The 13,556-nt window shown below is 73.9% G+C and carries 11 protein-coding genes; 7 read left to right on the plus strand and 4 right to left on the minus strand.

Annotation, left to right across the window (positions count from 1 at the left end; genetic code table 11):
* The first annotated feature begins 38 nt into the window (after nucleotides 1-38).
* Complete coding sequence (locus QUY26_RS22410; protein WP_289949450.1) at nucleotides 39-1,427, plus strand: transcriptional regulator; 1,389 nt, start codon at nucleotides 39-41, stop codon at nucleotides 1,425-1,427.
* A 245-nt stretch (nucleotides 1,428-1,672) separates the two neighbouring features.
* Nucleotides 1,673-3,754 (plus strand): hypothetical protein, encoded by a 2,082-nt coding sequence (locus QUY26_RS22415; protein ID WP_289949451.1) that lies wholly within the window; start codon nucleotides 1,673-1,675, stop codon nucleotides 3,752-3,754.
* A 49-nt stretch (nucleotides 3,755-3,803) separates the two neighbouring features.
* Here QUY26_RS22415 and QUY26_RS22420 read toward each other — a convergent pair whose 3' ends face one another.
* Nucleotides 3,804-5,204, minus strand: a complete 1,401-nt coding sequence (locus tag QUY26_RS22420; protein ID WP_289949452.1) for an ABC transporter substrate-binding protein — start codon at nucleotides 5,202-5,204, stop codon at nucleotides 3,804-3,806.
* A 118-nt stretch (nucleotides 5,205-5,322) separates the two neighbouring features.
* Between QUY26_RS22420 and QUY26_RS22425 the strand changes: the two genes are divergently transcribed.
* Complete coding sequence (locus tag QUY26_RS22425) at nucleotides 5,323-5,823, plus strand: SCO4402 family protein (RefSeq protein WP_289949453.1); 501 nt, start codon at nucleotides 5,323-5,325, stop codon at nucleotides 5,821-5,823.
* A gap of 73 nt (nucleotides 5,824-5,896) precedes the next feature.
* Nucleotides 5,897-6,790 (plus strand): formyltetrahydrofolate deformylase, encoded by an 894-nt coding sequence (gene purU, locus QUY26_RS22430; RefSeq protein ID WP_289949454.1) that lies wholly within the window; start codon nucleotides 5,897-5,899, stop codon nucleotides 6,788-6,790.
* Nucleotides 6,791-6,924: 134 nt separating this feature from the next.
* Here purU and QUY26_RS22435 read toward each other — a convergent pair whose 3' ends face one another.
* Together QUY26_RS22435 and QUY26_RS22440 are read right to left on the minus strand one after the other, a co-directional pair.
* Entirely contained in the window at nucleotides 6,925-8,472 is a 1,548-nt protein-coding gene (locus QUY26_RS22435; protein ID WP_289949455.1) for an MDMPI N domain containing protein, read from the minus strand.
* Nucleotides 8,469-9,062, minus strand: a complete 594-nt coding sequence (locus QUY26_RS22440) for a sigma-70 family RNA polymerase sigma factor (RefSeq protein WP_289949456.1) — start codon at nucleotides 9,060-9,062, stop codon at nucleotides 8,469-8,471. The genes QUY26_RS22435 and QUY26_RS22440 overlap by 4 nt, the downstream gene beginning before the upstream one ends.
* A gap of 390 nt (nucleotides 9,063-9,452) precedes the next feature.
* Between QUY26_RS22440 and QUY26_RS22445 the strand changes: the two genes are divergently transcribed.
* Both QUY26_RS22445 and QUY26_RS22450 read left to right on the plus strand, forming a co-directional pair.
* Nucleotides 9,453-9,827 carry an STAS domain-containing protein gene (locus QUY26_RS22445; protein WP_289949457.1) on the plus strand — a complete coding sequence of 125 codons (375 nt, stop codon included), beginning with the start codon at nucleotides 9,453-9,455 and terminating at the stop codon, nucleotides 9,825-9,827.
* A gap of 324 nt (nucleotides 9,828-10,151) precedes the next feature.
* Nucleotides 10,152-10,649 carry an EF-hand domain-containing protein gene (locus QUY26_RS22450; protein WP_289949458.1) on the plus strand — a complete coding sequence of 166 codons (498 nt, stop codon included), beginning with the start codon at nucleotides 10,152-10,154 and terminating at the stop codon, nucleotides 10,647-10,649.
* A 30-nt stretch (nucleotides 10,650-10,679) separates the two neighbouring features.
* Here QUY26_RS22450 and QUY26_RS22455 read toward each other — a convergent pair whose 3' ends face one another.
* A complete protein-coding gene (locus QUY26_RS22455) occupies nucleotides 10,680-12,233 on the minus strand; it encodes a class I adenylate-forming enzyme family protein (protein WP_289949460.1) in 1,554 nt (517 codons plus the stop codon).
* Between the two features lie 180 nt (nucleotides 12,234-12,413).
* On the opposite strand from QUY26_RS22455, the gene QUY26_RS22460 reads away from it, so the two are divergent.
* Nucleotides 12,414-13,556: an acyl-CoA dehydrogenase family protein gene (locus QUY26_RS22460; RefSeq protein ID WP_289949463.1), complete on the plus strand. Its 1,143-nt coding sequence runs from the start codon at nucleotides 12,414-12,416 to the stop codon at nucleotides 13,554-13,556.

Here is a 13,556-nt window from a genome sequence, read left to right on the forward strand (position 1 = left end):
AGTTCCAGATGGTCCACGGTGCACACAGGGGGTACGCCATGGCCGCCAGGCCTCTCGTCGCACGGCAGCCGAACGAACGGCTGCAGGCGCTCATTCAGGAAGCCGGCTGTTCCAACGCCGGCCTGGCCCGTCGCGTGAACATGTGCGGCGCGGAGCACGGTCTCGACCTTCGATACGACAAGACGTCGGTGGCTCGCTGGCTGCGCGGCCAGCAGCCGCGCGGGCGCGCGCCGGGCATCATCGCCGAGGCGCTCGGCCGCAAGCTGGGGCGCACGGTCACGATCGACGAGATCGGCATGGCGAACGGCAAGAACCTCGCCTCCGGCGTGGGCCTGCAGTTCTCGCCCACCGTGCTCGGCGCGATCGAGCAGGTCTGCGAGCTGTGGCGCAGCGACGTGGGCAGGCGGGACTTCCTGTCCGGCTCCTCCGTCGCCTCGTCCGCGCTCGTGGAGCCGAGCAGGGACTGGCTGATCTCCTCGCCGGACGCGCAGGTCAGCAGGACCGCGGGGCCGCGCGTCGGGCTCTCGGACGTGGCCGCCGTCAAGGCGATGACGGAGGCCCTGACACAGCTGGACCACCAGTACGGCAGCGGGCACGTCCGCCCCGTCGTCGTGCACTACCTCAACTCCGTGGTCTCCGGGCTGCTCGCGGGCTCCTACCGCGAGGCCGTGGGGCGCGAACTGTTCGCCGCGGTAGCGCGGTTGACGGAACTGGCCGGATACATGGCCGTCGACACGGGCCAGCCAGGACTCGCCCAGCGCTACTACATCCAGGCCCTGCGCCTGGCCCAGGCGGCGGGCGACCGGGGGTACGGGGGCTACGTGCTCGCGGCGTCCATGAGTCACCTCGCCGCGCAGCTCGGCAACCCGCGTGAGATCGCGCAGCTGGCGCGGGCGGCGCAGGAGGGGGCGCGCGGACGGGTCTCGCCGCGCGCGGAGGCGATGTTCTACGCCGCGGAGGCGCGGGGCCACGCGCTGCTCGGCGACGCCCGGTCCACGCAGATCGTCGCGGGGCGCGCCGTCGAGTCGATGGAACGGGCCGTGGGCGAGGAGGACTCGGGCGACGACCCGGTGTGGATCCGCCACTTCGACCAGGCGTATCTGGCCGACGAACTCGCGCACTGCCACCGCGACTTGGGGCAGGCCGACGCCGCGGCCCGGTGCGCGGAGGAGTCCCTGGCCGGGCATCCGCCGACCCGGGCGCGCCGCCGTGCCATCGGCCTGGTGCTGCTCGCCACGGCCCAGGTGCAGCGCCGCGAGGTCGAACAGGCCTGCCACACCGGCCTGAAGGCGGTCGAACTCCTCGGCACCCTGCGGTCCAACCGCGGCGCGGAGTATCTCGACGACTTCCAGCAGCGGCTCGAACCGTTCCGGGAGGAGCCGGTGGTACGCGAGTTCGGGGCGCGGCTCGACCTCCAGGCGGCGTGAGGGGCGCCACGCCGCGTACGGCCGCTCGCGGCTTGTTGGGGGGCGTGTGGCGTGAAAGGGGCGCAGGGTGCCCTGCGCCGGGACGCACGCCCCCTTCAACAGCGTCTGTCGTGCGACTTCTGTTACTCATGTGACATCTGCGTCGAGGGTGGCGTCCGGCGTGCTCTGAGCTGCGTGGCCGAGCGCCACGGGGACCCGGTAGCGTGAGCCGACGTTCCGAAGGTCCCCCATTCGTAGGAGTCCCGGTGACGCAGCAGAGCGGGCAAGGCGCTGCTTCCTCCGAACCGCAGCAACCCGCGGCGCGACACGCGCACGAGGGCATCGTGCTGCCCGCGGACGGCAGCGAGCCGCTGATGCCGGGCACCACCGGCGACCACGCCGCCCCACCCGTCGGCAGCCCCTGGGGCGACCCGTGGGGCCCCGACGCCGCGGCCCCCGCACCGGGCGCGGGCCAGGCCTGGGGCACACCCCAGGAGCCTGCCGCGCCCTACCAGGACCCCACCCCACCGCCGCCATCGGCCGGGATGCCGCTGCCCCCGGAGGGCACGCCCCTGCCGCCCGCGGCACCCCCGACCGCCACGTACGGCGGGTCGTACGGCTCCGCGCTGCCGCCCGAGGGGACGGGGCAGGGGTACGCGCCGGGCGGGCCCGGACCGATGCCCGGGCAGAACGCGGGCCGAATACCCGGCCAGGGACCGATGCCCGCCGAGAGCGGCCCCATGCCGCCCCAGACCCACGGGCAGGGCCAAGGCCAGGGGTACGACCGGTTCCAGGGGCAGGCGCCCCTCCCGGGACAGGACCAGTTCCGAGGCCAGGCTCCCCTTCCGGGGCAGGCAGGCCCGCTTCCCGGCCAGGCTTCGCTCGCGGGCCAAGCCCCGGCCCCCTTTCCGGGGCAAGCCACCCCTCTTCCGGGTCAGGCACCGCACCAAGGGCAGGCCCCGCATCCGGCACAGGGGCAAGGCCAGGCCCACCCCCCGCTCCACGCCCAGGACCAGCCCCAGCCCCAGTTCCCCGGCCACGGCGGCCAGAGCCACCCGCTTCCCCCCGCCGACCAGGCGCCCGCCGGGCACGCCCCCGCGCCGAGCCACGAGCTGTCCCATGGGCCCTACGGCGGGAACGCCCCCGCCGGGCCGGGTGACATGCCGCTCCCGTCGGCAGGACAGACGGGACCCGCAGGACCCGCAGGACAGAGTGGCGGACCGCACGGCGGCGGCTACGGGGCGCCGGGCGCAGTGAACGGGGGTGGGCGGCACGCGGCGCCCACCGGACCCGACGCCGAGGCCACGCAGTTCATCGCCCCCGTCGGCGGCCCCGCGGCCCCGGGCGCGCTGCCGCCCGAGATGCCCGCCGACGACGGCACCCAGTTCCTGGGCCGCGCCGCCGACGTGATGCCGGGTGCGCCCGCCGCCCCGGACGACAACGCGCCCACCCAGTTCATCGCGCCGATCACGGACGGCGGCGCCCCCGCGGGCCCGCCCGCCGCCGACGCCGCGTACGGCGTGCGCCCCGGTGCGCCGGGCGACCGGCAGCCGCCCGCCGAGTTCGACAGCCTCTTCCGCCGGGAGCCGGAGCCCGACCAGGGCCCCGCGTCCACCCAGCAGATGCCGCGCTTCGACGCGGCTGCCGCGCCCGCCCCGGGCCCGGTGGCCGAGCCGGAGCCCGCGCCCGGACGCAAGGGCCGGGGCCGTACGGGCTCCAAGACGCCGCTCCTCGTGGCCGTCGGCGTCGCCATCGCCGTGCTCGGCGTCGGCGCGGGCGCGATGCTGTCCGGCGGGGGCGACGACGACAAGAAGCAGGACGACAACGAACCGCTCGCCGCGACCGCACCGGCGGGCGACGAGGAGTCCAAGAAGCCGTCACCGAGCGTCGACCCCGCCAAGAAGCAGGCCGTCGCCCTGGACAAGCTCCTCGCCGACAGCAACAACAGCCGCGAGTCGGTGATCGGGGCCGTCCGGGACGTCGGCAGGTGCGACAACCTGCGGCAGGCGGCCACCGACCTGCGGGACGCCGCCAAGCAGCGCAACGGCCTCGTCGGCAGGCTCTCCGGCCTCACCGTCGACAAGCTGCCCTCGAACCAGCGCCTGACCGCCGAGCTGAACAAGGCGTGGAAGGCGTCCGCGTCCGCCGACAACCACTACGCCGCGTGGGCCGACCAGGTCGCCCGCAAGAAGGGCTGCCGCAAGGGCCACGCCCGCCAGACCAACCACTCGGCCGCGGGCAACCGCGCGAGCGGCGAGGCGACCCGCGCGAAGCAGCAGGCGGCGAAGCTGTGGAACGCCATCGCGACGCAGCACGGCCTGACCAAGCGGAACCCGACGCAGCTGTAGCGGCGGGTGCGCGGACCCGAGTCGGCCCGAGGCGTCCCGACGGGCGCCGTCAGTGGGCCGACTCCAGGGTCTTCGCCACGTTCACGGACTGCTTGCGGGCGGGCACCAGACGGCCGTCCCGCACCACCTGGAAGGTGACGTCCGCGTTCACCAGACGCGGATAGTCGCCCGCCGCCAGCATGTCCTCGAAGCGCCAGCGCAGCATCGGCGTGAGCCCGCCGGTGTCCACGCGCAGGCCCCGGTCGAGGGTGCGGCGCAGCGAGCGGGCGGTGACCGCGTCGCCGTTCAGGGACTCGACGGCCTGCCGCAGCACCGTGAACGCGATCCACGTGGTCTGGGTGCCCGCGTCCGTCGCGTCGACCCGGTTGTCACCGAAGGCGTGCTCGCGGATGACCTCACGCATCTTCGACCAGCGCGCGTCGCTCGCGGCCGGGTACCAGCCGGTGACGTACGCCCCCTCGTACGGGCCGTCCGCGCCGCCCGTCCGGTCGACGAGCGACTGGTCGACACTGCCGAGCACGGAGGCGGTGCGCACCGGCGGGTACGCGTCCTCGGTGCGCCGGAACGAGTCGAAGAAGGTGTCCGTGCGGGCGCCGAGCGCGGCCGCGACACAGCCTTCCTTGCCCTTGCCGCCGGGCCCGGCGGCGTCCCGGGTGCCGAGGGCGCCACCGCTGCCGGACCCTGCCCCGGAGCCACGGCTTCCGCCGGAGCCGGAGCCGGAACCCGAGCCGCCGGAGGCGCGGTGCAGCGCCTGCTCGGCCTGCGACGTGTAGTCCGTGCCGTCCTCGGGCGCCCGGATGTCGGCGGACGCCGCGCGGTTGCCCTGGGCGAGGCCTGAGTCGAGGAGCTTGGAGAGGTTGTCGCCCGCGATGGTGTCCGGCCGCACCAGCGAGACGCGGTCGCAGACGTCGGCGAGCTGGCGGCCGTTGCCCGCGAGCAGCGCGGGCTGCCCGCCGTTGACGGGGTACGACAGCGGGCTCGAGAACTCCTCGTCGGTGAGGCCGTAGCCGCCGATGTACGGGATGCCGGCCGACTCCAGCGGCCCCATGAACGCGCGGCCGTTCTGGCTGTAGGAGCCGACGACGGCGGCGACGTCCTCCTTCACGGCCTGCCGGGCGCAGGTGCCCGCGCCTTCGGCGCTGTTGCGTTCGTTGCAGGTGATGACTTCGAGCTTGCGGCCGTCGAGGCCGCCGTTCTCGTTGACCCAGCGGGCGTACGCCTCGGCCATCGCGGGCATGCCGGGCTTGTTCGTCGCCCGGGTGTGCTCCGGCGCCCAGGTCATGACCGTGACGGGGTCATCCTCGGAACCCCCCGTGGTACCGGGGATGACCCCACAGCCGACGGCCAGGGACGCACACGCCGCCACCACCACCGCACCGAACGGCGCTTTTCGCGCTCGGGGCGCGGTCTGGTCGGGGCGGGGAGGGAAGACGCGTCGCAAGGCGGTCATGGACACGCACGATTCCGTCAACGGGCCAACCGTGGAGTGACGCGTATTCAACGGTTGGTGACGAGAGAGTGAACTGGTGGGGCCGTAGCCGCGTGGGGGATGTGGGAACGTACGATCGATGACCGTGCAAGGAACGGAGAAGTCTTCCCGTCGCGGCCGTCGGTCGACGACCATAGGCGGCATGCCAACGAACGACATGCCGTGGTGGCGCTGGCGCAGCAACGTGCGCTCGGCGCTGCACATGCTCTCCGACCCGGCCTTCCAGCGTGACTGCTGGCTCGCCGGGCGCGAGGAGTACGGGGATGTGACCGACGCCGTGTACCGCCTGGTCGAGGACACGTGGCTGGACAACTGGTCCGCGGAGAAGTACGTCGGGACGATCTTCCGGGACTCCCAGGAGGCGGCGCTCGTGGACGCCGCCGTGCTGCGGGTGCTGCGCATCATGCACGAGGTCGGCCCGGACGCGGCGGTGTCCGTGTATCTGGACCACCCCGGCTGGCCGGACGCGGTGCGGGCGGCGCGGGACGCGCACGTGCGGCTCGCGGCGGCGGACGGGGAGGACCCGGACGGGGCGCCGCGGACGCTGGAGGTCCTGCGGATCCTCACGCGGTCGGGCTGAGGGGTTCCCGCAGGAGGCCGGGGCGGTCGCGGTGGCGGTCCGTGGGGCGTCGTGGATATGGGACCCTGGGCGGATGAACGAGCAGTCCGCCGTCGCCGGTGACCAGCGCGCCGACCGCGCAGAACAGTACGTCCTCACTCTCTCCTGCCCCGACAAACAGGGCATCGTGCACGCCGTGTCGAGCTACCTCTTCATGACCGGCTGCAACATCGAGGACAGTCAGCAGTTCGGCGACCACGACACCGGGCTCTTCTTCATGCGGGTGCACTTCTCGGCCGAGCCGCCCGTCACCCTCGACAAGCTCCGCGCGAGCTTCGCGGCGATCGGTGACTCCTTCCAGATGGACTGGCAGCTCCACCGGGCCGACCAGAAGATGCGGGTCGTCCTGCTCGTGTCGAAGTTCGGGCACTGCCTGAACGACCTGCTCTTCCGCTCCCGCATCGGGGCGCTGCCCGTCGAGATCGCGGCGGTCGTCTCCAACCACACGGACTTCGCCGAGCTCGCCGCCTCGTACGACATTCCCTTCCACCACATTCCGGTGACGCGGGACACCAAGGCCGAGGCCGAGGCGCGGCTGCTGCAGCTGGTGCGGGACGAGGGCGTCGAGCTGGTCGTGCTCGCCCGGTACATGCAGGTCCTCTCCGACGACCTGTGCAAGCAGCTCAGCGGGCGGATCATCAACATCCACCACTCGTTCCTGCCGAGCTTCAAGGGCGCGAAGCCGTACCACCAGGCGCACGCCCGCGGTGTGAAGCTGATCGGGGCCACGGCGCACTACGTCACCGCCGACCTCGACGAGGGGCCGATCATCGAGCAGGAGGTCGAGCGGGTGGGCCACGGGGTCACCCCCGACCAGCTGGTGGCCGTCGGGCGGGACGTCGAGTGCCAGGCGCTGGCGCGGGCCGTCAAGTGGCACGCCGAGCACCGCATCCTCCTCAACGGCCACCGCACCGTCGTCTTCGCCTAGCCCCCGGCCGGGGGGCCTTCCGGCGCCGGGCCCGGTCGTTCCGGCGCCGGTCCGGTCGTTCGGTGTCGCCGGGGCCGACTCATCGCCCCCTTTGCGACGGCCTTGAGGTGGACGAGCCCTCAGGGCGCCCCGCCCTACAGCCTGCTCAACGACGCCGCCGCGAACAGCACGTCCCGGATCGCCTCACGGTCCCCCAACTGCCCGGCCGCCGCCTCCTCCGGCGCCACGTGCCCCGCCGCCAGCCGGCAGAACTCCACCCCGTCCAGGGCGATGTGCGCGACCTCGGACTCGGCCGAGCCGCTCGCTCCGGGCGAGTCGAGCGGGATGAACCATTCGCCGCCGCCGACCCCCTCGACCTCCAGCCGGAGGCTCCGCCCCGGCGCTCCCGCCGCGACCAACTCGCGCGACGGCGCGGCCCGCCCGGACCGCCGCCGCTCGGCCAGTGTGTTCGGCAGCATCCGGGCCGCGAGGTCGATCATGTGGTGCAGATGCCGGGGCGAGGGCGGCTCGTAGGGGTAGTCCACCGCCTCGGCGATGTCCTCCGCGTGGATCCAGCACTCGAAGGCCCGCTCCACCATCGAGTCCCGCAGGGGCAGTTCGACCCGCGTGCCGTCATCGCCGGGCGCGTCCCCCGGCACCCCGTACTCCACGGCGAGCCGCCCCGACCCGCCGCCCGCGAAGGACACGGTCCGGATCAACTCGTGCGTCTGGTCCCGCCAGGGCCCGCGGACCGCGCGGGTGGGCGGGAGGTGCGAGGCGCGCCAGTACGCCTCCGTGCGCCGGGTCGGGTCCGGCACCGGCGGGGCCTCCGCGCCGAGCGGATCCTGCAGTCCGAGGGCCGTGCCGACCAGGCCGTCGACGGCGAGGAGGTGCGCGATCACCCCGGCGACCGTCGTCTTGCGGCTCACGGGCGCGTCGTTCTCGAACCACCGCAGCCGCACCGGCGCGTGCCACTCGGCGTCCCCGATGTCCTGGAGGAGGGCGTCGAGCCGCGCGGCCTCGGCGTCGTACGGGGCGGCCCACTCGGGCAGCGGGATGCGCGGCGGGCGCCGTCCGAGGCAGCTCTCCAGGACGCGGGTGCGCAGGCCGGGGTCGAGGTCGAGGCTCTCCTCGGGGTGCAGCAGGCCGACGGCTTCGCGCAGCCGCAGGGCCTCCTCCGCGCACGGCCCGCAGGTGCCCAGGTGTTCCTCGACGGCCATCGACTCCTGGGCGGAGCAGGCGGCGAGCGCCCATGCTCCGAGCAGCGACTTCAGCACCTGATGGTCGAACCCGTCAGCGTGGTCCCGCCCGACTTCCCGGCCGCCCGGCCCGCCCGGCCCCCAGTCCCACCCGGCCAGGTCATCCGGCCCCGAGCCACCCTCGGCCCGTGCCTGCGGCTCCGAGCCCCGCTCGCCCCGCACATCCGGCCCCGGCTCCCCGCCGGACCGCGCATCCGCCTCCGGCTCTCCGCCGGACCGCGCATCCGCCTCCGGCTCCCAAGCGCCGTCCTGGTCCCCGGCCTCTCGCTCGGGGGACCCCCACCCCTGCGGCAGCGCCCTCCCGCCGTCCTCCACCGACACCCGCGGCGCGGGTATGCGGGGTGGGCCGCTCAGGGGGCGGTCGCCGGTGCCGGGGGAGTCCGCGTGGCCGGGGCGGTCCGTGCCGTCGTCCTCGTACGGGTCCGGCTGCTCGGGCCTGGTCACAGTGCTCTCCCGTAGCCGTGGGCTCCGGTGTCGGTGGGCTCTTCGGTGGGCGCGGTGTCGTGCGCGGTGGAGAGGAGCTGGAGGCCGAGGCGCAGCCTGCGGCGGGCCTCGTCCTCGGTGACGCCGAGGTCCGCGGCGGTCTGGCGATAGTCCCTGCGCTGGAAATAGGCCAATTCGAGGGCGGCGCGCAGCGGGGCGGGCATGGCCGTGACGATGTAGTCCGCGCGGGCGGCGGCGGAGGCGCGGCGGACCGTGCGCTCCAGGTCCTCCGTGGTGCCCTCGCCGCCCCGGGCCAGCGCGGCGGACTCGGTCTGGCGCAGCCGGCGCACGGCCTGCTGGTGGGCGAGCATGGCGATCCAGGAGCGCAGCGGGCCCTCCTTGGGGTCGTACGCCTCCGGGTTCTCCCAGACGTGGGTGAAGACCTCGCGCGTGATGCGGTCGGCCTCCGCCACGTCACCGAGGACGCGGTGCGCGAGGCCGTGCACCAGCGACGCGAAGTGGTCGTACAGCTCGCCGAGCGCGGCTGCCTCTCCGTGCGCCAGGCGCTGCTGCATGCGGCGGTCCCAGCGACGCGGCGCGTCCTTCGGCATGCGGCCCCCTCGTGCGCTCGCCGTCCTGACCCTCGTCCTCACCGTTCCATCGAATACCTCGAATGTAGTCGGCGGCACTGACAGCGCACCGCCCTTTCTCCGCGCTTTCCCGCTCTTTGCGGCAAAGCAGGCCCGGGAGGCGCCGCGGATGATATTGAACCCGGCCGCGGTGGACGGCCCGCTTCCGGGGCGCGTGGGGCTCTGGTGTTTCATGGAAGAGCCGTGGGGCAGCCGCGAAAGAGGAGCCGAAGGAGCGGCTTCCGGATCAGTGGACGCGAGCCGGTCGAAGGACGAGCCGGGACGAAGGACGAGTGCCGGATCGTAGGGACGAAGAAGGACGAGGGGCGGACCCGCGCGCGAGCGCCGGATCCACGGACGAGAGGCTGACGCGTGGCGCTGAAGGTGGCCGTGGGCGAGCAGGGCGACTGGGTCGTGCTGCGGGTGTCGGGGGAGATGGACCTCCTGGCCTCACCGGTGCTGCGCAAACGCGTGCACGACGCCGTGGCCGACGGCCGCCGCAGCCTGGTCCTCGACCTGTCCGACGTGTTCTTCTGCGACTCCAGCGGCGTCGGCGTACTGATCACCACGCGCCGCCTGATGCGTTCCTGCCGGGGCCGGCTCCGCCTGATCCTGCCCGCGCAGGGCGCCGTCGACGGCTCGCACGTGAACCGCGTCCTCGCCGCCCTCGGCGTACGCCGCCTCTTCGAGGTGTATCCGGACGCCGACTCGGCGGTCGACGACAGCGCCGCACCGCTGACCGCCTAGCCCGCACGACCGGCGCGGCCGCAGCCGCGCGCCGCGCGTGCCCCGTGCCGGAGGGCGACCGGAACCCCATGTCCCGGTCAAGATCGTCAGCTGATACAACCGTCCCGAGCGGACGCGGACGGCAGGCGCGCGCCGCGTCGGGATCGCGCCCGTGACACACCTGTGTCGCGGAATTCCAGCGGTCTTGGCACAGGCGTCGCTTTTCCGCCTCCCGGCGGGCGACGGCGTCGTACGCTCCTGGACAGATACCTGTAGTACGGCCGCCCGGCCCGGGTCGGGCGGCCGAACCCCCAACCGCATGAGAAGTGAGGCGGCCCGAAGACCATGGACAGTGCCGAGTACGAACGCAGGATCGCGGCCCGTTTCGCCACCTTCGACCAGGACGGCAACGGCTACATCTCCCGTGAGGACTTCAGCACGGCGGCCCAGGCGCTGCTCGCGGAGTTCGGGGTGACGGCGCGGTCCGAGAGGGGCCAGGCCCTCTACATCGGGGCCGAGGCGTTCTGGCAGGGCATGGCGGGCATCGCCGACCGGGACGGGGACCAGCGGATCACCCGGGACGAGTTCGTGGGCGGCGCCGTGAAGCGGCTGCGCGACAACCCCGCGCGGTTCGCCGAGATCGCCCGGCCGTTCCTGCACGCCCTGATCGTCCTCGCCGACGGCGACGGCGACGGGTCGGTCACCGGCGCGGAGGTCGAGCGGGTCCTGCGGGTCCTCGGCGTGCAGCCGGGCGTCGCCGCGCAGGCCGCCGCGGACCTGGGCACGGTCACCGAGGACCAAGTGGTCAGCGCCTTCGCCTCGTACTTCACGGTCCCCGAGTAGGCCGGGTGAGGCGTCTCGTACGGGCGCGCCTCACTGCGAATAGCGCTCCCGCAACGTGTACTTGAGGACCTTCCTCAGCGCCTCGTTGCGGGGCAGCGCCGTCACCAGTTCGAGGCGCTCCGGCAGTTTGTGCGCGGACAGGCCCTGGCCGCGCAGGTAAGCGGTGGCCTCCGCGAGCGTCAACGCGGGCGCGTCCGGGGCCCGTTCCACGACCGCGCACACCCGCTCGCCGCGCTCGGGGTCCGGCAGGCCGATCACGGCCACGTCGGCCACCGCCGGGTGGGTGTGCAGCAGGTCCTCGATCTCCTTGGCGGAGATGTTCTCGCCCTTGCGGATGATGATGTCCTTGGCGCGGCCCGTGAGCACGAGGTGCCCCGACTCCCGTACGTGCCCGAGGTCCCCGGTGATCAGGAACCCGTCGGCGTCGAAGGCGGCCCGCGTGGCCGCCGCGTCCAAGTAGCCCTGGCAGACGGCCTCACCGCGCAGCCGCACCTCCCCGTCGGTGCCTGCGGGCAGCTCCTTGCCGTCGGCGTCGGTGACGCGGATCTCCATCCCGGCGGGCGGGCGCCCCTCGGTGGTGGCCAGGTTCTCGGCGCTGTCGTCGGGGTCGCCCATCGTGATCATGGGGACTTCGGTCATGCCGTAGCCGTGCGTCAGTTGGCAGCCGAGTTCGGCCACGACGGCGTGATAGATGTCGGGAGGCTTGGGGGCGCCGCCGCCCGCGAGCAGGCGGAGCGTGGGGATCAGGGGCTCGGCGGGCCGCTCGCGCTGCTGGGCCAGGAACATCGAGTAGAACGCCGTCGAGCCGCCCGCGACCGTCACCCCGTGCCGCCGGTAGCCGGCCAGCGCGTCCGGCAGCGCGAAGTGCTCGAACATGACGGCGGGGAAGCCGTACAGGAGCAGCATCACCGTGTAGTCGGGGCCCGCGATGTGCGCGAAGGGGAAGGCCATCGAGCCCACGTCGGCCGGGGTCAGGCGCAGCGCGTGCGCGAGGCAGGAGCCGCCCGCGATCAGCGAGCGGTCGGTGTGCAGGACGCCCTTGGGGTCGGACGTCGTCCCCGAGGTCCAGTAGATCCAGCGCACCGCGCGGCCGTCGGTGGGCGGTGGCGGCAGGATCCCGGGGTCGCCCTCGGGCAGTTCGTCGTACGCCGTGAACACGCCGCGCGCGCCGAGCCGCCGGGCGAGGTCCGTGTGGTCGAAGCCCCGCCACACCCCCGGCACGGCGAAGTAGGCGGCCTTGGACTCCCGCAGCGCGAAACCGACCTCGCGGTCCCGGTAGAAGGGGATCACGGGGGACTGGACGGCGCCGAGGCGGGCGAGCGCGAAGGACAGGACGGCCGTCTCGATGCGGGTCGGCAACTGCCACGCGACGACCGTCCCGGGCCGTACCCCCATCCCGTGGAGACCCGCCGCCACCCGCTCGCAGCGCTCCCGCAGCCCGCCGAAGGTGAGGACGCGGTCGTCGGCGGGGTCGGCGGCGGCCTGGATCAGGGCGGGGGTGCCCGGGGTGAGGGCGGCGCGGCGCTCGATCAACTCCCAGAGTGTCCCGCAGGCGCTCAGGGCATGGGCGGTGTCGTCGTGCACGGCGGCCCCCTCGTGGTCGCGGTGGTGCCCGGGACGGTTCAAAGCGGTTCGCGGCGATGGTGTCTGACGGTATGTCAGATCGTGCGGTGAGCGTAGAGCCCCGCTCCTTGTCGGTCCAGAGGTCCGGGGCTAGCCTGCTGGCTGACGATCCGTCAGAAATGGTCGGGCGAGGGGACCTCGATGGACCTGACGTACACGGAGGAAGAGGAAGCCTTCCGGGCGGGCCTGCGGGGATGGCTCGCCGAGGCGCTGCCGAAGCTGCCCCCGAAGCCGTCGCCCGACGACTGGCCGGGGAGGCGGGCGTACGACACCGCGTGGCAGCGGACGCTGTACGACGCGGGGTACGGCGAGGTGCACTGGGACGCCTCGCCGACCCGGCGGCTGATCTTCCTGGAGGAGACCGAGAAGGCGGGCGCCCCCTACGTGGGCGCCAACTTCGTCGGCCTGCTGCACGCCGGGCCCACCATCGCCTCCGAAGGCACCCCCGAGCAGCGCGCGCGGTGGCTGCCGCCGATGCTGCGCGGGGACGAGGTGTGGTGCCAGGGCTTCAGCGAACCGGACGCCGGGTCCGACCTCGCGTCGCTGCGCACGCGCGCGTGGCGGGACGGCGACGACTACGTAGTGAGCGGTTCGAAGATCTGGACCTCCCACGCGGAGGTCGCCGACTGGTGCGAACTCCTGGTGCGCACCACCCCCGTGAGCGCACAGGTGCCCAAGCACCGGGGCATCACCTGGCTCGCGCTGCCCATGGACGCGCCCGGGATCACCGTGCGCCCGCTGCGCACGCTCGCGGGCTCCGCCGAGTTCGCCGAGGTGTTCCTCGACGAGGTGCGGGTGCCCGTCGCCAACCGGGTGGGCGCCGAGAACGACGGGTGGCGCGTGACCATGGTGACCCTGTCGTTCGAGCGGGGCACGGCCTTCGTGGGGGAGGTCGTGGCCTGCCGGCGGCTGCTCGGCGAGCTCGCCCGCGCGGCGCGCGCCAACGGACGCTGGGACGACCCGGTCCTGCGGCGCGGGCTCGGGCGGCTCGGCGCCGAGTTCGCGGCCCTGTGGCGGCTCACCCAGTGGAACGTCAGCGAGGCCCAGCGCACCGGCGGGGTCCCCGGCGTCGGCGGCTCCGTCTTCAAGCTGCGGTACTCGCACGCCCGCCAGGAGCTGTACGACGCGGCGGCCCGGGTGCTCGGCCCCGGCGCCCTCGACCTCGACGAGCCCTGGACGCGCGAACGCCTCTCCTCGCTGTCGTACACCATCGCCGCCGGGACCTCCCAGATCCAGCGGAACATCGTCGCCGAGCGGATACTCGGCCTGCCGAAGGGGCGGTGA

Source organism: Streptomyces flavofungini (genome assembly GCF_030388665.1).
Lineage (GTDB): Bacteria > Actinomycetota > Actinomycetes > Streptomycetales > Streptomycetaceae > Streptomyces > Streptomyces flavofungini_A.